This window comes from Microlunatus elymi (assembly GCF_007362775.1).
In the GTDB taxonomy this organism is placed as follows: Bacteria; Actinomycetota; Actinomycetes; order Propionibacteriales; family Propionibacteriaceae; genus Microlunatus; species Microlunatus elymi.
Genome location: NZ_CP041692.1, coordinates 2,421,037 through 2,440,594, shown reverse-complemented (window position 1 = coordinate 2,440,594; position 19,558 = coordinate 2,421,037). Strand labels below are relative to the sequence as shown.

Annotated in this window: 20 protein-coding genes; 7 read left to right on the top strand and 13 right to left on the bottom strand. The window is 66.5% G+C overall.

From position 1 onward, the window contains the following. Positions 1-77: 77 nt before the first annotated feature. The 4 genes from FOE78_RS11010 (at position 78) to FOE78_RS10995 (ending at position 4,102) form a co-directional block, all read left to right on the top strand. The gene (locus tag FOE78_RS11010; RefSeq protein WP_143986325.1) at positions 78-1,118 is read left to right on the top strand and encodes an aldo/keto reductase; all 1,041 of its coding nucleotides are present in this window, start codon (positions 78-80) and stop codon (positions 1,116-1,118) included. Between the two features lie 38 nt (positions 1,119-1,156). Further along, on the top strand, positions 1,157-2,497 hold the full coding sequence (gene gdhA / locus FOE78_RS11005) for an NADP-specific glutamate dehydrogenase (protein WP_210415002.1): 1,341 nt from the start codon (positions 1,157-1,159) through the stop codon (positions 2,495-2,497). Between the two features lie 37 nt (positions 2,498-2,534). After that, positions 2,535-2,768, top strand: a complete 234-nt coding sequence (locus FOE78_RS11000; protein ID WP_228266157.1) for a hypothetical protein — start codon at positions 2,535-2,537, stop codon at positions 2,766-2,768. Positions 2,769-2,980: 212 nt separating this feature from the next. Next, the gene (locus tag FOE78_RS10995) at positions 2,981-4,102 is read left to right on the top strand and encodes a phosphotransferase enzyme family protein (RefSeq protein WP_143986323.1); all 1,122 of its coding nucleotides are present in this window, start codon (positions 2,981-2,983) and stop codon (positions 4,100-4,102) included. Here the strand turns inward: FOE78_RS10995 and FOE78_RS10990 are convergent, their stop codons facing one another. The 4 genes from FOE78_RS10990 to rplS form a co-directional block, all read right to left on the bottom strand. Beyond that, positions 4,103-4,426 (bottom strand): DUF2469 domain-containing protein, encoded by a 324-nt coding sequence (locus FOE78_RS10990; RefSeq protein WP_143986322.1) that lies wholly within the window; start codon positions 4,424-4,426, stop codon positions 4,103-4,105. Beyond that, on the bottom strand, positions 4,407-5,162 hold the full coding sequence (locus FOE78_RS10985; protein WP_143986321.1) for a ribonuclease HII: 756 nt from the start codon (positions 5,160-5,162) through the stop codon (positions 4,407-4,409). Before FOE78_RS10985 ends, FOE78_RS10990 begins: the two co-directional genes overlap by 20 nt. Then, entirely contained in the window at positions 5,162-5,935 is a 774-nt protein-coding gene (gene lepB / locus FOE78_RS10980; RefSeq protein WP_228266156.1) for a signal peptidase I, read from the bottom strand. The genes FOE78_RS10985 and lepB overlap by 1 nt, the downstream gene beginning before the upstream one ends. A 127-nt stretch (positions 5,936-6,062) precedes the next feature. Continuing rightward, positions 6,063-6,428, bottom strand: a complete 366-nt coding sequence (gene rplS / locus FOE78_RS10975; protein WP_143988737.1) for a 50S ribosomal protein L19 — start codon at positions 6,426-6,428, stop codon at positions 6,063-6,065. A gap of 176 nt (positions 6,429-6,604) precedes the next feature. Between rplS and FOE78_RS10970 the strand changes: the two genes are divergently transcribed. Next, a complete protein-coding gene (locus FOE78_RS10970; protein ID WP_143986320.1) occupies positions 6,605-7,027 on the top strand; it encodes an NUDIX domain-containing protein in 423 nt (140 codons plus the stop codon). 7 nt (positions 7,028-7,034) lie between these two features. Here the strand turns inward: FOE78_RS10970 and FOE78_RS10965 are convergent, their stop codons facing one another. Then, positions 7,035-8,711 (bottom strand): ABC-F family ATP-binding cassette domain-containing protein, encoded by a 1,677-nt coding sequence (locus FOE78_RS10965; RefSeq protein WP_143986319.1) that lies wholly within the window; start codon positions 8,709-8,711, stop codon positions 7,035-7,037. 241 nt (positions 8,712-8,952) lie between these two features. On the opposite strand from FOE78_RS10965, the gene FOE78_RS10960 reads away from it, so the two are divergent. Next, positions 8,953-9,504: a DUF4232 domain-containing protein gene (locus tag FOE78_RS10960; protein ID WP_143986318.1), complete on the top strand. Its 552-nt coding sequence runs from the start codon at positions 8,953-8,955 to the stop codon at positions 9,502-9,504. On the opposite strand, the gene FOE78_RS10955 is transcribed toward FOE78_RS10960, so the two are convergent. The 7 genes from FOE78_RS10955 to FOE78_RS10925 all read right to left on the bottom strand — a co-directional run bounded on the left by FOE78_RS10955 (position 9,505) and on the right by FOE78_RS10925 (position 16,846). Then, on the bottom strand, positions 9,505-10,494 hold the full coding sequence (locus FOE78_RS10955) for a Rossmann-fold NAD(P)-binding domain-containing protein (RefSeq protein WP_143986317.1): 990 nt from the start codon (positions 10,492-10,494) through the stop codon (positions 9,505-9,507). A 74-nt stretch (positions 10,495-10,568) separates the two neighbouring features. Beyond that, entirely contained in the window at positions 10,569-11,384 is an 816-nt protein-coding gene (locus FOE78_RS10950; RefSeq protein WP_143986316.1) for a LacI family DNA-binding transcriptional regulator, read from the bottom strand. Positions 11,385-11,394: 10 nt separating this feature from the next. Next, on the bottom strand, positions 11,395-12,249 hold the full coding sequence (locus FOE78_RS10945; protein WP_143986315.1) for an ABC transporter ATP-binding protein: 855 nt from the start codon (positions 12,247-12,249) through the stop codon (positions 11,395-11,397). After that, positions 12,246-13,208, bottom strand: coding sequence for an ABC transporter ATP-binding protein (locus FOE78_RS10940; protein ID WP_143986314.1), 963 nt, complete (start codon positions 13,206-13,208; stop codon positions 12,246-12,248). Before FOE78_RS10940 ends, FOE78_RS10945 begins: the two co-directional genes overlap by 4 nt. Continuing rightward, positions 13,205-14,098, bottom strand: a complete 894-nt coding sequence (locus tag FOE78_RS10935) for an ABC transporter permease (protein WP_143986313.1) — start codon at positions 14,096-14,098, stop codon at positions 13,205-13,207. The genes FOE78_RS10940 and FOE78_RS10935 overlap by 4 nt, the downstream gene beginning before the upstream one ends. A gap of 8 nt (positions 14,099-14,106) precedes the next feature. Further along, complete coding sequence (locus tag FOE78_RS10930) at positions 14,107-15,093, bottom strand: ABC transporter permease (protein WP_143986312.1); 987 nt, start codon at positions 15,091-15,093, stop codon at positions 14,107-14,109. 43 nt (positions 15,094-15,136) lie between these two features. After that, the gene (locus tag FOE78_RS10925; RefSeq protein ID WP_143986311.1) at positions 15,137-16,846 is read right to left on the bottom strand and encodes an ABC transporter substrate-binding protein; all 1,710 of its coding nucleotides are present in this window, start codon (positions 16,844-16,846) and stop codon (positions 15,137-15,139) included. 179 nt (positions 16,847-17,025) lie between these two features. Between FOE78_RS10925 and FOE78_RS10920 the strand changes: the two genes are divergently transcribed. Continuing rightward, positions 17,026-18,189: an ROK family transcriptional regulator gene (locus tag FOE78_RS10920; protein WP_143986310.1), complete on the top strand. Its 1,164-nt coding sequence runs from the start codon at positions 17,026-17,028 to the stop codon at positions 18,187-18,189. Between the two features lie 599 nt (positions 18,190-18,788). Here FOE78_RS10920 and FOE78_RS10915 read toward each other — a convergent pair. Beyond that, entirely contained in the window at positions 18,789-19,544 is a 756-nt protein-coding gene (locus tag FOE78_RS10915; protein WP_143986309.1) for a succinate dehydrogenase/fumarate reductase iron-sulfur subunit, read from the bottom strand. Positions 19,545-19,558: the final 14 nt, after the last annotated feature.

Here is a 19,558-nt window from a genome sequence, read left to right as displayed (position 1 = left end):
TGTCGGCGAGGGCCGATAGGCTGCCCCCGATCGTCGGCGGACGACCCGCCGCATCACACCCGGGACAGGAGGCTCACGTGGACCCGCTCACGCCCAACCGCGAGGTGTACAACGCGACCCCGCAGGCGACCGACTACCAAGGCATGCCGTACCGGTTCCTGGGAGCCAGCGGACTGCAGGCGCCCGCGATCGGCCTGGGCACCTGGAAGTTCGGCTATCCCGACACCGGCGACGGCGCCCGGATCGCGCCCGAACTGGCGTTCCGGATCCTGGATCGCGCGGCCGAGTTGGGCGTGATGTTCTGGGACACCGCCAACCGCTACAACGCCGCCTCCGGAAACTCCGAGCGGATCATCGGCCAGTGGCTGGCCGAGCATCCGCAGCGCCGCCGTGACGTGGTGCTGGCGACCAAGACCCGCGGCGGGATGGACGGCTGGACGCCCAATCACTCCGGGCTGTCCCGGCTGCAGATCACCGAGTCGGTGAAGGCGTCGTTGGCCCGGCTGCAGACCGACTGGATCGACGTGCTGTGGTTCCACCAGTTCGACGATCGGGTGCCGTTGGAGGAGAGCCTGGAGACGATCGAGGATCTGGTCAGTCGAGGACTGGTGCACTACCTGGCGGTGTCCAACTTCAACGCCGAACAGCTGGAGTCGTGCCTGCTGATCAGCGACCGGCTGTCGCGGCGCAGCCGGCCGATCGCGGTGCAGAACCGCTTCGATCCGTTGAACGGCGAGTCGCTGCCCGGTGTGTTGTCGCTGTGTGCCTCCGAGGGGCTGGCGTTCGTGCCGTACTCCCCGCTGGCCAAGGGACTGCTGACCGATCGGTATCTCGACCCGGCGAAGGCCGGACCGGGCGATCGGCTCTACGACGAGGGCGCCCTGGAGGGCATCGATCAGCGGCGGTTCGCGAAGGTCCGCAAGCTCGGCGAGCTGGCCCGGCAGTGGGACCTCAAGATCAGCACCCTGACGCTGGCCTACATCCTGACGCTGCCCGGGATGGGCACGCAGATCCCGTCCAGTTCCAACACCGACCAGCTGGCCGACAACGCGCGGGCCGGCACGATCACGTTGGACCAAGATCAACAAGCCGCGCTGCACGACATCTTCACCGACTGACAGCACAGTACGAATATGAGGAGAGACGCTTGCCCAGCCTGAACGAGAAGTTGCACCCGATCTACGACGAGGTGCTGCGCCGCAATCCCGGCGAGGTGGAGTTCCACCAAGCCGTGCACGAGGTGCTGGACAGCCTCGGCCCGGTCGTCGCCAAGCAGCCCGACTATGCCGACGGCGCCGTGATTCGCCGGCTGTGCGAGCCGGAGCGACAGATCATCTTCCGGGTGCCGTGGGTGGACGACGACGGCCGGGTCCAGATCAATCGCGGTTTCCGGGTCGAGTTCAACTCCTCGCTCGGCCCGTACAAGGGCGGCTTGCGCTTCCACCCCAGCGTCTACCTGGGCATCGTCAAGTTCCTCGGCTTCGAACAGATCTTCAAGAACTCGCTCACCGGGCTGCCGATCGGCGGCGGCAAGGGCGGCAGCGACTTCGATCCGAAGGGTCACTCCGACGGCGAGATCATGCGTTTCTGCCAGTCGTTCATGACCGAGCTCTACCGTCACATCGGCGAATACACCGACGTCCCGGCCGGTGACATCGGCGTCGGCGGCCGCGAGATCGGCTACCTGTTCGGGCAGTACAAGCGGATCACCAACCGGTACGAGTCCGGCGTGCTGACCGGCAAGGGTCTGACCTGGGGCGGTTCCCAGGTGCGCACCGAGGCCACCGGCTACGGCACCGTCTTCTTCACCGACGAGATGTTGCGCACCCGCGGCAGCAGCTTCGACGGCAAGACCGTGCTGGTGTCCGGCTCCGGCAACGTCGCCATCTATGCCATCCAGAAGGTCGAGCAGCTGGGCGGCCGGGTGATCGCGTGCTCCGACTCCGGCGGCTACGTGGTCGACGAGAAGGGCATCGATCTGGACCTGCTGCGAGAGATCAAGGAGGTCCGCCGCGGCCGGATCAGCGAGTACGCCGAGTTGCGCGGCGGCAGCGCCGGCTACGTCACCGACGGCAGCATCTGGCAGCAGGCCTGCGACATCGCGCTGCCCTGCGCCACCCAGAACGAGCTCAACGCCGACGACGCGAAGGCGTTGATCAACAACGGCTGCATCGCCGTCGCCGAGGGCGCCAACATGCCGTGCACGCCGGAGGCGGTCCGGCTGTTCGCCTCGGCCGGAGTCGCGTTCGCGCCGGGCAAGGCGGCCAACGCCGGCGGCGTCGCCACCAGCGCGCTGGAGATGCAGCAGAACGCGTCCCGCGACTCGTGGGGCTTCGAACACACCGAAGCCCGGTTGGCCGACATCATGCGCAGCATCCACGACCGTTGTGTGAGCACGGCCGAGGAGTACGGGCTGCCCGGCAACTACGTCGCCGGTGCCAACATTTCCGGCTTCACCCAGGTCGCCGACGCGATGCTCGCGCTCGGGGTCATCTGATCGGTCCGGGTCCGCTGTCTGAGGCGATGATGGTGCGGTGAGCGCTGGCGACATCAACCCGGATCCGTCACCCACGGACGGACGGTCCGGACTCGGCCGGGTCCGCCGCTGGGAGGACCTCGGTGGGATCTGGCGGGTGCTCGACCGGCACCCCGATCAGCTGACGATATCGCTGTGCCGCTGCGACGGCGGCGAGGAGGTGGAGCGGTTCTCCAGCTCCGAACCGTCGCTGCTCGGTTTCATCGGCGACCGCGACACCAGCGAGGTTTGACTCATGCGACTGCGCCGGATCAGGTGGTTGACACGGCGTGGAAATCTCAACCATGATCGATCCTGGCGTTGATCGACGCCGAGTCTGCGAGGACCTGCCCCAGCCGGGACCTCGGTACGGCGAAGGGGAATCTGCCCTCACGGTCGCGATCAATTCAGGCCTGTTCGAGTGTCACGTTGCTGGGGAGCGCCGACACGTCGAGGAGGCTTGTCATGACGAAGCAGAGCAGTTTCAAGCGCGTGGCACGTGAGCGGGCCCGCGCAACCGGACAGCGGTACACCCAGGCGCGGGCCGATCTGGAGTTGGCCAATCGCCAGGAGTTCATCCACTCCCGCCCGTTCGAGCAAGTGGCGCTGAAGGCCCATCTCGAGGAGCATTACCGGATCAAGATCAGCTCGATCCTGCCGATCGACGACGATCCGGCTACTCGCCCGAACGGTTCGTGGCCCGGTCACTATCCCTCGACACTGGTCGTCAAACACAACGGCGGTCAGCCGTGGATCGTGCGGATCTTCTCCTCATCGGCCGACCTGGTCAGCCGCGTACAGGGTGACGCCGAGATACTGCGATTCCTGGCAACCCACGATTTCCCGGCCGAACGGATCGCCCACGACGACCCGGTGACGGTGCTCGATGGCAAGGGCATGATCGTCACCCGGTTCATCGAGGGTGGACGCCCGAGCGCCAGTTCCCCGGCGCTCTGGTTCGAGATGGCAGAGCTGCTGGCGCGGTTGCACACGCTGCCCGCGGCCGACGGCGCCGTCGCACGGGACGGCGGTGCCGAAGAGCACGACGGTGGCTTTCATGTGGGACGGCCGAAGGAGGACCTGGCGGCTTCCATGAGCTTCCTGGTCAGCGTCGAGAACAAGGTCGACGACGCCTCGGCGGAGAAGTTCGAGTGGTTACGCGATCAGGTCGAGAACGCCGACGATGCCGAGGGACTGCCCGAGGCGCTGACCCACGGCAACTACCATCCGTGGGCTGCCGTCGGCACCCCCGGCGACATCGCGATCGTCGGCTGGGCGGGATCGGGACGCGGGCCCCGGCTGCCCGCCCTGGCTTGGCTGCTGCGTACCGCCGCCGAACGCAACGGCGACGCCAATGTCGACGCGGTGATGCGCGGGTACTCCCGGCACATTCGACTGACCGATGAGGAATTCGACCGGCTTCCGTCGATCCTCAACCTGAGGCCCTTGTGGCTGGAGTGTCTTGGCTTCCGGATGGCCCTCAACGACGGCCGGCCTCCGCAACTGGACGAGGGCTGGATGCAGCCGGCCAGTGTGACGTTCGCCGAACGACTGGCGACCCAGGCGGCCGCAGCAGCCCGTCGCTAGTCAGTTGTTGCCGGCGACGTCCTTGGGGACTTCCAGGTCGCTGTGCACGATCTCCTCGATCGACACGTCGCGGAAGGTGAGCACCTTGGCGCTCTTGACGAACCGGGACGGCCGGTACATGTCCCAGACCCAGGCGTCGGCCATCGAGACCTCGTAGTAGACGTCGCCGCCTTCGGTGCGGACCTTCAGGTCGACCGCGTTGCAGAGATAGAACCGGCGCTCGGTCTCCACCGCGTAGGTGAAGATGCCGACGACGTCCTTGTATTCGCGATAGAGCTGCAGCTCGAGGTCGCTCTCGTACTGCTCAAGATCCTCGGCGCTCATCCGACTCGCTTTCCTCGTGACCGCAGGACTCCCCGACGTGGAGCCCAGGAAATGACCGTACGACCTGGCCCGGCCGGACCGTGCGAGCGACATTGTCGAATCGCATCCGGTGGGTCGGCGTCGGCCCCAGCCGGTCCAGGTGGCCCTGGTGCAGCGGCGTGCAATACCCCTTGTGGACGGCGAACTCGTACTCCGGATAGACGGCGTCGAGTTCGACCATGATCCGGTCCCGGGTGACCTTGGCGATCACCGACGCCGCCGCCACGCAGGCAGCGACCCGGTCCCCCTTCCAGATCGACAGTCCCGGCACCCCGAGACCGTCCACGCTGAACCCGTCGGTCAGCACGTACGTCGGCGCGATGTCCAGCCGCAGCAACGCCCGGCGTAGCGCCTCCAGGTTGGCCACGTGCATGCCGAGCCGGTCGCACTCCTCGGGCTCGACCGCGACCACCGACCAGGCCAGCGCCTTGTCCACGATCTGGTCGTAGCAACGTTCCCGGGCCGCAGCCGTCAGCAGCTTGGAGTCCCGCAGGCCGCTGATCTGTTTGGACTTGGCGTCGGAGAGGATCACCGCACCGGCCACCAGCGGTCCGGCGCAGGCACCGCGTCCGGCCTCGTCCGCGCCGGCCACCGGCGCCAACCCGACCCGCTGCAGCGCACGCTCGTAGCCGTACAGGCCGCTGTCGCGGCGTACCTGCACTCGAGGTATCCCGATGCCGGACGTGAAGGTGCTCATCAACACCTCACGTTAGGCGTCTTCACCACCGGTTGGGCAGGGGCCGGCGACTCACCGGCCGGTACGGCGTCGAAGGTCGGCGGACGTTTCAAGAACCGGGCGTCGCGCAGCGGCGCCACCACCGCGAACACCGGGCCGACGACGTCGTCGACCGGGACGAAGGCACCCATGTACTTGCCGTCGGGATCCTCGTCCTGCAGATGACACCGGGAGTCGGCACTGTCGTCGCGATGATCGCCCATCACCCAGATCCGATCCGCCGGCACGACCACGTCGAACGGGAACTCCGACGGCTTGCTCTGCAGCCCACCCTCGGTGTAGAGGTAGCTCTGCTCGTTCAGCGGCTGCCCGTTGACGGTGATCCGGCCCTGGGTGTCGCAGCACTTGACGTGATCACCGGGCAGCCCGATCACCCGCTTGACCAGGTATTCGCTGTCGGTGTTGGGCAGGATGCCGACCCACTCGAGTCCCTTGCCGATCGGACCCCGCTCCGGGGCCGTCGGCTCGTCGCCCAGCCAGTGGTTGGGGTCCTTGAACACGACCACGTCGCCACGCTTGAAGTGGGTGATCTTCTGCACCGCGATCCGGTCGCCGATGTTCAGCGTGTGCTCCATCGAACCGGACGGCACCAGGAACATCTGACCGACGAAGGCGCGGATCAGCGCGGCGATGATCAGGGCACCGATGACGACGATCAGCAGCTCCTTGATCAAGCTGCCGATCTTGTCGCCGACGGTACGAGGATTGTCCTCCGACCCCGCCTTGGCGTTCAACGGTGTACGTCCGGTCGGGAGACGGTGTTCATCCTTGCCATGGCGGGTTCTCTCGACACGTCGGTCATTATTCCCCAGGACCGGAGCGATCCCGGGGCTGCAGCGCCGATGGCGGCCAAGCCGAGGCTCAGGCCTCGCGCTTCTCCTTGATCTTGGCGGCCTTGCCGCGCAGACCGCGCAGGTAGTAGAGCTTCGCGCGGCGGACGTCACCGCGGCGATCGACCTCGATCTTGTCGATGATCGGGCTGTGCACCGGGAAGGTCCGCTCGACGCCGACACCGAAGCTGACCTTGCGTACGGTGAAGGACTCGCGGACGCCGCCGCCGGACCGGGCAATGACGACACCGGTGAAGAGCTGAACGCGGGAACGGTTGCCCTCGACCACGCGGACGTGCACCTTGACGGTGTCGCCGGGGCGGAAGTCGGGAACGTCGTCGCGCAGCGAATCCGCATCGAGCGCGTCGATCAGCTGGGAAGAGACCGTGTTGGCCATGATGGTGTCCTTGCCCGGTGCCACAGGTCACCGTTAGCGGTGAATGTTCTGAATCCGTCCCCGCGGCGCGGACGAACCCCCTGTGGCAGGAGCCGCGCGATCACGAGGACAACAGCGAGCAATCTTGCCACAGCGGTACCGGTCGGAGGAAATCGCGCGGCGGAGAGGACGATGCCATGACCGACTTCCACCTCGTCGGTTGGCTGGTGTTGTACGTCGACGGCCGGCTGCTGCTGGCCCGCCGGGCCGGCGTCGGCTACGGCAACGGCTGCTGGGGGCTGCCCGGCGGACACGTCGAGGACGGCGAGACGCTGGCCCAGGCGGCTGCGCGAGAGGCCGCCGAGGAGGTCGGAATCCGGGTCGACCCGGCCGACCTGACGCCGCTCGGGATGTCCCGTTACATCGACGGCGACGTGGCCGGACTCGATCTGTTCTTCCGCGCCGACCGCTACGCCGGTGAACCGAGCCCGGTCACCGAGTGCGACCGGGTCGGCTGGTTCGGTCTGACCGAGCTGCCCGATCCGATCCTGGGTTGGCTGCCGGCAACACTGCATCGCCTGCTCGTCGAGCGCCGGTGGTACGAGGAGATGCTCGACTGAACCGCGATCAGCCCACCGCCTTCGCGCCGATAGGCCCTGTCTCGATGGCTGCCGTTTCGACGGTCTCTGTGCCGATGGTCTCGACCCGGGCGAACCGTCCCGGCTCGGGCTCGTCGGTGAAGGTCAGCTCACCGGTCAGCCCGATCTCGTCCAGGAACGGGCGGTCGTGGCTGATCACCAACAGGGCGCCCTGATACTGCCGCAGCGCCGAGGTCAGCGCGGCGACGGTGCTCAGGTCCAGGTTGTTGGTCGGCTCGTCCAGGATCAACAACTGCGGCGGCGGCTCGGCCAGCAGCAGGGCTGCCAGGCTGGCCCGGAACAGCTCGCCGCCGGACAGCGTACGAGCGGGCCGGGTGATCTCATCGGCGCCGAGCAGGAACCGGGCCAGCCGAGCCCGCAGCGTGTTGTCGTCGGCGCCGGGCGCCAACCGGGACACCGAAGTGAGCACCGGCAGATCGTCGTCCAGGATCTGCAGCCGTTGTGGCAGCACCCGGTACGGCACCCGGACCTCGATCGAACCGGACAACGCCGGAATCGCACCGGTGAGGGTGTCGATCAGGGTGGTCTTGCCGGTGCCGTTGCCGCCGGTCAGCGCGAGCCGTTCCGGGCCGCGGATGTGCAGGTCGACGGCAACCCCGTTGCGCAGCACCAGGTCGTGGCTGATCACGACGTCGCGGCCGGCCGGCAACGACGTGTTGCTCAGATCGACGCGTACTTGATCATCGTCGCGCACCCGCTCCTCGGCCTCGTCCAATTGCTTCCTGGCGTCGTCGACGTCGGACTCCAATCCGTTGCGCAGCTTGCCGTTGGACACCTCCGCCTTGCGTTTCATCGCCCCGGCGAGGATCTTCGGCATACCGCTCTTCTCTGCGTACGCCTTGCCGTAGCGGTTGCGCCGGTCGATCTTGGTCTGCGCCTCGATCAACTCCCGCTTCTGCCGTTTCAGGTTGGCCTCGGCGGTGCGTACGGCCCGAGCCGCCGCCTCCTGCTCGATCGCGACCGCCTCGGTGTAGTCGGCGAAATTCCCACCGTAGAAGGCGATCTCGGAGTCTCGCAACTCGGCGATCTGATCACACAGCATCAAGAGTTCGCGATCATGGCTGACCGCGATCACCGGCCCCGGCCAGCGGCGTACCGCGGCGTAGAGGCGATCCCTCGCCGCATGATCAAGATTGTTGGTCGGCTCGTCCAGCAACAGCACGTCCGGGCGGCTCAGGAAGAGACCGGCCAGCGCCAGCAATACCACCTGACCGCCGGACAGCGTCCCGATCGGCCGAGCAAGATCAAGATCGGCGAAGCCGAAGGCCGCCAACTCGGCGCCGACGCGTTCCTCGATGTCCCAGTTGTCGCCGATGATCTCGAAGTCGTCGAGCTCACCGTTGCCGGCGTCGACCTTCGCCAGTGCGGCGATGATCGCCTCGATGCCGAGGACGGATGCGACGCTGCGATCTCCGTCCAGGACGAGATCCTGCGGCAGGTAGCCGACCCGGTCCGGCCGGCTCAACTGCCCCGAGGTGGGTGACAGATCACCGGCCAGCAATTTGATCAAGGTCGACTTGCCGGCACCGTTGCGGCCGACCAGACCGGTGAAACCCTCGGTGAAGGTGCAGTCGAGCCCGTCGAGCACGGTCTCGCCGGTGGGGAAAGAGAAGGAAAGGTCGTGACAGACCAACACGGCAGACATCTGCGAACTCCTGAAGTCGAGAAGAAGCACCGGCCGGATCGGCTGGGTGCAACTGGGTCGGACTTCAGAGATCCACTGGTGGGCCTTCCGCAGACAACAGGACGGGCAGCAGTGTAACGAGCGCTCCGGCCGGACTCAAACGCCCGCTCGAACGATCGACGAACGCAACCGGGCCCGGCCCCTGACCGGACCGTGACATCGCCGGGACACCTCGGTGATCGGGGCTGCCTAGATTCGCCGTATGCGTGAACACAGCAAGATCAACTTCGGTCGCTTGCTGGCGGCGTCGTCGGTCCTGGCCCTGGCCGGGATCGGTGTCACCGCCGCCTCCGCAGCGACCCTGCCCGCCGCCGACGCCTCCGCCGAGGCCACCGCGCCGCCGGCCACCGTGCGCGATCTGCACGTCGGCGTGAAGCCGATCGACAACAGCAGCGCCGGTCACTACTACGTCTGGCTCACCTTCAAGAACACCTCCCATCATCGGGTGTCGATGTACGGCTACTCGGGCGTCTCGTTCGTCGCGTACGGCAACGGCACCCAAGTAGGCCTGCCGACCGGCTGGGAACACAACCGACGGCCGCACCGGGTCGTGCTGGCGCCCGGCGCGAAGACCAAGGAACTGGTCACCATCACCGACGCCGGCGTCTACGGCGGCAGGACCGTGAGGACCGACGGCTTCCGCGTCTACATCCCCGACTCTCGCGCGGCGGTGTTCGTCCCGTACAAGACCCGGGCGACCACCCGGCACGTCCGCCAGTTGGCGGTCGAACCGGTGGGTGCGAAGATCCCGTGATCAAGATCGTTTCGACCACTCCGACAGGAGCTCGAGTTCGTCGTCGACACTGAGCCCGGCCCGCCGGTCACGGTCCAGACCGAGCTGCCGCTCGTAGCTCAGCGAACGCTGCGCGGTCTCGACCAGCGGCCGCAACTGCATCCCGGCAGCTCCGGCGGCCGCGTTGGATCGGCAGCCGAAACCGCGGTACTCGGCCGGCAGCCACAGCGGCAACGATCGCGGCCCGGCCCAGTATTCGACGCCGTGCTCGACCAGGAAGGCGGGATCGATCCGAACCTGTTGATCATGGTCCCCGGCAACCTGAGCCACCATGTCAAGTAGCTGACTCAAGGGCAGCGGATCGCCTACTGCGTTGAGGATCCCGGCAGTTCGGTTCTCGGCGGAGTCCAGCAACCAGCCGGCGAGATCATCGACGTCGATGACCTGGGTGAGGGCGTCGGGCGTGTCGGGAACCAGCACTCGGCCGCCGCGGGCGAACCGTGCCGGCCAGTAGCCGAACCGATCGCTGACGTCGCCGGGTCCGACGATCAAGCCGGCTCTGCTGATGTGCGCGCGGTCACCGACCGACTCGATCACCGCAGCTTCGCAAGCAACCTTGGCCGGTCCGTACTGCTCCGGATCGGTGTACGTGTCGGCCTGCAGTGGTGGGTGCAGTGCCGCCGACTCGTCCTGGCCCGGTGTCGCGTCGTCGGTGTAGACCGAGACGGTGGATACGAACGTCCAGAGGCCCGCCCGCTCTCCCAGCGTCTGCAGCGCGTCGCGGACCTGTCCGGGCTGGCGACTGACGTCGATCACCGCGTCCCACTCGCCCGCCACCCCCGCGTAGGCGTCGATTCCAAGGTCACGATCGGCGTGCACCCATGCGGTGCCCTCCGGTGGCCGGCTACTGGTCCCGCGCGCCAGGCAGGTCACCTGATGTCCCCGGCCCACTGCCTGCCGCGCGGTCGCCGCGGACAGGAACGCCGTGCCGCCCAAGATCAAGATCTTCATCTGCCGATGATGTCAGTCCGGTCGCCCGGACGCGACCGTTCCGGCGCCGATCTGCCGTCAGCAGATCGGCCCGGTCAGGTTGACGCCCGGATCACCAACTGGGGTCGCGGACCGACCTCACGCAGCTGGCGACCCTCGACCGCGGCGACCAGGCAGCGGCCGACCGCGTGACCAAGATCGGCGATGTGATGTTCCAGGGCGGAGATCGGCGGATCCGCGCGTTGGCAGGTCAGGGTGTCGTCCCAGGACATCACCGACACGTCGGTGGGCACGACCCGGCCGCTGTGTCGGACGAAATCCTCGACGACCGTGGCCAGGAAGTCGCCGTCGACCAGGAACGCCGTCGGTGGATGATCACGACGCAGCGCAGCGGCCAGCATCTCGCGGCAACGTTCGGGGTCGTAGTTCGCAGGCGCGGCGACGCCCTCGATCAGCCCGTCCGCGAGGTAGTCGGAGAACGCCTGCATCCGTACGTGGGTGTGGAACTGGGCCGGCGGTCCGGTGATCCAGTCGATCCGCCGATGTCCGGCCGCACGCAGGTAGTCCAGCGCCTCGCGCAGTCCGCCGGCGTTGTCCACGGCCACCGCGTTGGCCGTCACCGGCTGGTGCGTGTCACCGAGCACGACATGGGCCAGGCCGAGTTGATCAACTCGGTCCTCCAGGTCGTCGCCGACGCCGATGTCCTTGCACAGCACGGCATCCACCGAGCCGTCGCGGGCCCAGCGGGCGTAGGTGGCCAGTTCCTCGTCCCGATCCGCGACGATCTCCACGATCACCATGTGACCCTGGCCGATCACCTCGTCGCCGAGCCCGACCAGCAACTGGTTGTAGAACTCCTCGCTGCGCGGCGACCAGCTGTTGCGCTCCATGGTCAGGCCGAAAGTGGACATAGTCAGAGTTCTACCCTGCGCGGTTCACGTGATCGGGCATAGGCACGCCACGACGGCGCGCCTCGTCGATGAACCGCTGACTCATCGCCGGCTCCGGGGACGCCGTCCGCAGGGCCTTGGTGAACTCCGCCTGCGGGTTCAAGATCACCTCGTCGGCCGAGCCACGCTCCACCACCTTGCCGCGATACATCACCAGGATCTCGTCGGAGAAGTGCCGGGCGGTGGCCAGGTCGTGGGTGATGTAGAGCATCGCCAGCTTTTCCTCCTGCTGGATCCGGGCCAGCAGATTCAGCACCTCCAGCCGGATCGACACGTCCAGCATGGACACCGGTTCGTCGGCGATCAGCACGCTCGGTGACGGCGCCAACGCCCGGGCGATCGCGACCCGCTGCCGCTGCCCCCCGGACAACTCGTGCGGGTGCCGGTCAACGAACCGGTCGGCCGGGGTGAGGTTCACCCGCTCGAGCAGCTCGAGCACCTTCTTCCCTGCCTCGTCGTCGGACTTGGCCAGGCCGCTGATCCGCAGCGGTCGTTCGATGTGATGACCCACGCTGTGGAAGGGATTCAGCGAGGCGAACGGGTCCTGGAAGACCATCTGGACCCGGTTCCGGTACATCTTCAGGCCCCCGCCCCGACGCGCGATCGGGAGGTCGCCGAGCCAGATCTCACCGGAGGTCGGGCGTTCCAGCTGCGCGATCATCCGCGCGACGGTGGACTTGCCCGATCCGGACTGACCGACCAGCGCCAGGGTCCTGCCTTCGGCCAACTCGAACGAGACGTCGGTGACCGCGTTCAGGGTGCTGGTCTTCAGCCCGTTGCGCAGCCGGAATCTCTTGCACAGCTCGCGAACCGCCAATGTGGTCATCGTCGCTCCTGATAGCCGGCTCGGACGAAGTCCCCCGCATCGCCGGTCAGCGACGGGAAGGAGCCCAGCAGCTTCTTGGTGTAGTCGTGCTGCGGCTCGAAGTAGAGATCCTCGGCGGTGGCCAGTTCGACGATGTTGCCGTCCCGCATCACCGCGACCCGGTCGGCGATCTCCAGCAGCAGCGGCAGATCGTGGGTGATGAAGATGACCGCGAAGCCCAGTTCGGTACGCAGCCGCAGGATCTCCTGCAGGATCTCGCGTTGGACCACCACGTCCAGGGCGGTGGTCGGCTCGTCCATGATCATCAATTGCGGATCCAGGGCGAGCGCCATCGCGATCATCACCCGCTGCCGCATGCCGCCGGAGAGTTCGTGCGCGAACGAGTTGATCCGCCGTCGCTCCACTCCGACCAATTCCAGCAGGTCCTGGCTGCGCTGCAGCCTCTCGTCCCGGCTCATCGACGGGGCATGGGTGGCGAACACGTCGGCCAGCTGAGCTCGTACGCTGATCACCGGGTTGAGCGAATTCATCGCCCCCTGGAAGACCATCGACACCTTCGACCAGCGGAACCGGCGAAGTTCCTTGCCCTGCAGGGAAAGAACGTCGAGGTCCTGGTTCGTGGTCGCGTCGTGGAAGATCACCGAACCGCCGGTGATCACCGCCGGCGGCCGATGCAACTGGTTCAGTCCGTAGGCCAGCGTGGTCTTGCCGCAACCGGACTCCCCCGCCAGCCCGAGGATCTCGCCGCGACGCAACTCGAACGACGCCGACTTGACCGCGTGCACAGGTTCTGCGACCTCGTAGTCGATGCTCAGCTCGGTGACGGTGAGCACCGGCTCGCCGATGTCGGGCCGGCCACGATCCAGGGTGTTGGTCAGTTCGGCCAAGGCCGAGGCGTCGTCCTCGGCGACCGGCTCCGGCTCGGCCTGGATCACCGGCTCGCTCGGGAATGCGGTCACGCCGCCGCCTCCTTCTGCTCGGCGGCGCGTTCGATCCGCGCCTCCGCCTTCTTGGTCCGATGCAGGTGCTGCGTCCGCAGCCGCGGGTTGATCACCTCGTCGATGGCGAAGTTGATCAAGGCCAGACCCGTGCCCAGCAAGGCGATCATCGCACCCGGCGGCACGAACCACCACCATCCGCCGAGGGTCAGCGCCTGACCGTTCTGCGCGTAGTAGAGCATCGATCCCCAGGTCTGGGTGCCGACCACGCCCAGCCCGATGAAGGCCAGGCCCGCCTCGCCGAGGATCGCCCAGATCATCGCGAACACGAAGCCGGACGACATCACCGGCAACAGATTGGGCAGGATCTCGACCGCGATGATCCGCAGCGGACCTTCCCCGGCCACCTTGGCGGCCTGGACGTAATCACGATTGCGGATGGACAGCGTCTGGGCACGCAGCACGCGGGCACCGGCGGCCCAGGAGGTGATCGCCAGCACCAGCGAGATCAGCAGAATTCCCTTCTGCTGCACGTACGATCCGATCACGATCATCAGGGGCAGACCGGGCAAGATCAACACCACGTTGGTGAACAGCGAGAACAGTTCGTCCAGCCAACTGCCGGCGTAGCCGCCGAGGACACCGAACAGCAGGGACAGGAACGTTGCCATCCCGCCGACCAGCAGGCCGATGATCAAGGAGCCGCGGGTGGCCCAGGACAGTTGGGCAAAGACGTCCTGGCCGGTCTGCGTGGTGCCGAAGATGTGGTCCGCACTCGGCGGAGCCATCCCGATGTCGGAGATCGCCAACGGATCCTGGACCACGAACGGGCCGATGATGCCGAACAGGAAGATCGCCAGCACGATCGAGAGGCCGACGACGGACTTGGCGGTGAGATAGCGACGGAGCATCGGCGGTCCTAACTCGAGACCCGGGTACGCGGGTCGATGAAGCCGTACAGCAGGTCGACCAGCAGGTTCGCACACAGCACGGACAGGGTGATCACCAGGAAGAGTCCCTGCATCAACGCATAGTCGTTGTTCTGTACCGCCTGCAGCATGGTGAACCCGATGCCGGGATAGCTGAACACCGTCTCCACCACGATCGAACCGGAGACCACGAATCCCAGCGAGATGGCGAATCCGCTGATACTCGGCAGCACCGCGTTGCGGGCGGCGTAGGTGATCATGATCCGCATCGGTGACAGGCCCTTGGCCTCCGACGTCAGCACGTAATCCTCGCTGAGCGTGGACACCATCATGTTGCGCATGCCCAGCAGCCAGCCGCCGATGGAGGAGATCACGATCGTGATCGCCGGCAGGATCGCGTAATAGGTGGCGTTGGCAATGAACGGCCAGTCCCAGGCCGGCCGGACCAGGTTCGGATCGTAGCCGCCGCTGATCGGGAACCAGCCCAGGTTGACCGCGAAGATGTAGACGAAGATCAACGCCAGCCAGAAGTACGGGATCGACTGCAGCATGGTGGTGGACGGGATGATCGCGTCCAGCCAGCTGCCCCGCTTCCAGCCGGCCAGCATGCCGAGCCCGACCCCGAGGATGAACGTGATCACCGTCGACATGCCGACCAGCCACAACGTCCACGGGATCGAGTCGGCGATGACCGTGCTGACGTGCTCGGGGAAATAGGTCACGCTGACCCCGAGATCGCCGGACAGCAGGCCTTTCAGGTAGCTGACGTACTGAGCGCCGAGCGACTGATGGGTGTCGGTGCCGAGCATCAGTTCGATCGACTTGCGGGTGCTCGCGCTGACCGGCCCTCGCAACGCGAGCTTGGCCAGCATCGCATCCACCGGGCTGCCGGGCAGCGCACGCGGAATGAAGAAATTCAGCGTGATCGCTGCCCAGGCAGCCACCAGGTAGAAGGCGAGTTTTCTGATCACGTACACGACGAGATCCTGTCCTCCTGGAGACCGGTTGGTGACGTGATGATCACTTGGCGGGCTTGAGATTCATCAGCACCTGGGCGTTGTCCGGTGCGGACCAGGCCGGCGGGTAGGCGTACATGTCGGAGTCGGTCGGGAACCCGGTTGCCTTGCTGGTGTTGTACTCGGTCAACGTCGAGCCGATGATGATCGGGATGTACGGCAGATCGGCGGAGATGATCTTCTGGATCTTGAAGTACGCCTGCTTCTTGGTCTCCACGTCGTTGGTGCCGGCCGCCGACTTCAACGCTGCATCGACCTGTGGGTTGGAGAATCGCGACGAGTTGCCGTACGGGTTGCCGTTCTTGCCCACCGCAACCGTGTTGGAGAAGAACGTGTTGTACAGGTAGTACGGATCGGGCGCCGGGCCCTGGCCGAGCGAGTCGATCACCAGCTCGAACTTGCCGTTGGTCTTCGCCGCGTTCCACTCGTTCACGCTCACCTGCTGCGGCACCAGTTGGATGCCGATCTTGTTGAACTGCTGCTTGAGCAGGTCGATCGCGGTGATGTAGTCGGTCCACCCCGAGACCACCTTCACCGTCAGCTTCAACGGCTGACCGTCCTTGGTGTAGACGCCGTTCTTCATGGTGTAGCCGGCATCCTCCAGCACCTTCTTGGCCGCCGCGACGTCGGCCGTCTGCGGCGCCTCCTTGATGCCGGGATCGATGAAGTCCTTGTCCCGGTCGGGCAACGCGTACGCCGGGGTCACCGGCTTGCCCAGGCCGTAGAAGGCCAGCTTGTTCAGCTGCTCACGATCCATTCCGAGGTACATCGCCTTGCGGACGGCGAGATCGGTCTGCGGCCCCTCACAACCCAGCTTTGTGTTGGCGCAGGTGAACAGCGACGCCTGCGCGGTGCCGGTGTTCACGTACGACAGCTGCGGCTTGTTCTTGATCAACTTGTCCAGGTTCGGGATGGAGGCGCTCTGGTAGTCGATCTCGCCGGCCATGTACTTGTCGGTCGCCGCCTGGTTGCCGGACAACGCGATGTAGCGAACGCCGCCGATCGCCGGCTTGCCCTGCTGCCAGTAGTTCGGATTGGCCTTCAGCAGGTAGGACTGCTGGGTGAACTCGCTGAGCTCGAAGGCACCGGTGCCGACCGGCTTCTTGTTCTCGTAGGTGACCGGGTTGTCGATCTTGGACCAGAGGTGCTCGGGCACGATGTAGGTCCGGCCGAGGGCGTTGACGCCGTCGGCGTAGGACGGCTGATCGTAGGTCAGCTCGACGGTGTTGTCGTCGACCAGCGTCGCCTTGGGCGAGTGCCCGGTGGTGTTGAGCTCCTTGGTCTTCTGGATCAGGTTGAACGTGAACGCGACATCCTTGGCGCTGAACGGCTCGCCGTCGCTCCACTTCACGCCGGAGTGCACCTTGATCGTCAGCTTGGTGCCGTCGTCGTTCCAGGAGTAGCTGTCCCCCAGCACGTTGACCGGCTTCTGATCCAGAGCCTTCAACGGGTTGAAGTAGAACAGCGGCTCGTAGATGACGCCCTGCGACAGGCTGAGCACGTTCGGCGAGAACGGGTTGAAGTTCTCCTGGAACGGACCGGCGCCACCACCGATGGTGATGATCGCGTCGGACTTCTTGGCGGACTCGCTGGACGAGTTGCCCGCGCTGTTGTCGTTGTTGAGATTCGAGCCGGCGTTGCAGCCGGCTACGGCCAAGGTCGCGGCCGCCGCGAGAGCGACCAGCCCCTTGGTCAGAAAAGTGGTGCGTGACATCCGGCCCCCAGTGCGTCGATGAACCAGGAGGTGTCCGAAGTCCTCGGACACTTCCTTAACCAAATGAACAAACTTGCGGTAGTTTGCAGTGCGTAACCGGGTGTTGTCAATGGCGGATCTGTGATCGGGCCACAGTTGAGCAGGACACGTCGACGTGTCGACCTCCCGAAGGAGTGATCATGGGCCGTTCTCGACGCGCACTGGACGGTGCGGTGCTGGACCTCACCCGTCAGCGCGGGGTGGTGACCCGACTGGAGTTGGCCGAGAACCTCGGCGTCACTCCGGCAACCATCACCAACGTGGTCAAGCGGCTGTTGGCCGACCAGCTGCTGGTCGAGCACGGGCATTCCGCGTCGACCGGTGGCAAACGCCGTACGCTGCTGCGGCTGAATCCGGCTTCGCGGTATGCGCTCGGCCTGAGTTTCGACCGGGTCCGGCTGACGGTTGCGCTGACCGATTTCGCCGGCGGACTGGTCGGCCAGGCGGTCACCGCGATGCCGTCGGACGGGCTGTCGCTGGACGAGGCCATTCGCAAGACGCTGACCGCGCTCGGCGTCGCACCGGCCGAGGTGGCCGGGATCGGGCTGGCCGATCCGGTCAGCAACGCCACGCCCTGGCTGCCGGCGGCGGTCAGTGAACCTGTGCTCAGCAGTGACACGATCCGGCGGATCAGCGACACCGTGGGCGGCCCGGTGCTGATCCGGGACGAGGCGACCTGCGCCGCGCTCGGCGAGCTGTGGACCGGCTCGACCTCGGAGACCGCCTGTTTCGCCACCGTCTACATGTCGGATCAGATCACCGCCGGACTGGTGCTGAACGGGCGCGCGCACGACACCGAACCGCGCGGCAGCCTCGGCCACATGTCGATCGACCTGGACGGACCGCCGTGTCCGTGCGGCGCGCGGGGTTGTGTCGACGTGCTGGCCTCGCCGGCGGCGGTGGTAGCGCACGTGCTGACCAACGGAGCTCATGCCGTACGACTCGGGCTGGCCGGTGTGCCCGGCACCCGGGCCGCCGACTTCAGCAAGATCGCCCGCGCGGCGGTGCACGGCGACCGGACCTGCCTGGCCGCGATCACCGACGCCGCCTCGGCATTGGCCGTCGGCATCGCCAACCTGGTCACCGTGCTCGGTTTGGATCAGGTCTTCCTCACCGGTCCCGGCTTCGCCGACTCCGGCGGGATCTACCAACGAGTGATCACCGACCGGCTCGCCTTGGTCCACCGCAAGGGGACGCCACCGGTGAAGGTGACCCTCTCCACGCTGGATCTAGAGGCCGCCGCGATCGGCGCGGCGACCTTGGTGCTTCAGTCGTCGACGGTCGCGGCCGGCCGAACCGCCTGAGCCACTTCGTTTATTTACTTAAGTTCGAGTGAGGGTTATGTCAGTGCACCGGCGGGGCGCGGCGGCCCGGGCGCCGAGCCATTGAGTTCTCGGATCTTCCGTTGCGTTTGTCCGAGGTTGCTGCGGTTTCGCCGAGTTTGCACGGCGCATTGGCTCGGCAAAGTTCGCCGAACCTCGGACAAGTCACGACTGACGCACGATCGTGCGAGAGTCCGGCAGATAAGTTGATCTTGGAGCTCGACAACGCAGACGCCGGGCCGAAGCCGGTCGGCCACTTCGCCGGCCTGTTAACCGACACATGCCCATAAGCCCGGCGTCGTGAGGAGAACGTCAGCGCGCTCGGGGCCAAAGTGGCCCAACCACCCCGACCGCCGGAACTCGCGACAACGCGACTTTGGGCGGTCTGCGACCCCTGATCAGCCGCCCGAACTCGTGTTGTCGCGACTTTGGGTGGTGTGCCACCCCGATCGGCCACCCGAAGTGGAGGGCACGCGGCGACGAATCCGTGGACGCGACCACGCCCGGGGCGAGGGGGTCGTCCCGAACGCAAGCCGCCGGACCAGATCGCGGCAGCAGGCACTGACTCGACCGCGTAAAGGTCAGTCCGACACGTTGCTGCAGCGGGAGAGGGCGTGCAGCATGTCGCGGTTGAGCCGGGAGATCACCTGCAGCGGGATCTCCTTCGGGCACACCGCGGCACACTCACCGATGTTCGTGCAGCCGCCGAAGCCCTCCTCGTCGTGGGCGGAGACCATCCCGATCACCCGTGAATCACGCTCAGGCTGGCCCTGCGGCATCAGCCCGAGGTGGGTGATCTTGGCGCCGGTGAACAGCATCGCCGAACCGTTCGGGCAGGCCGCAACGCAAGCGCCGCAGCCGATGCAGGTCGCGGCGTCGAACGCGGTGTCGGCGTCGTCCTTCGGGATCGGCATCGCGTGGCTGTCCGGCGCCGCGCCGGTCGGCGCGCTGATGTAGCCGCCGGACTGGATGATCCGGTCGAACGCACTCCGGTCGACCACCAGATCCTTGACCACCGGAAATGCATCCGCCCGCCACGGCTCGATGTCGATCACGTCGCCGTCGGAGAAGGAACGCATCTGCAACTGGCAGGTCGTCGTCTGCACCGGGCCGTGTGCCTCACCGTTGATCACCACACCGCACATGCCGCAGATGCCCTCGCGACAGTCGCTGTCGAACGCGATCGGATCCTCGCCCCGCAAGGTCAACCGCTCGTTCAGCACGTCCAGCATCTCCAGGAAGGACATGTCGGTGCTGACCTCGTCGACGTCATAGCTGACCATCCGGCCCTCGGCCTGAGCGTTCGGCTGCCGCCACACCCGTACGGTGATCTTCACGCGTTCGTCCTCAT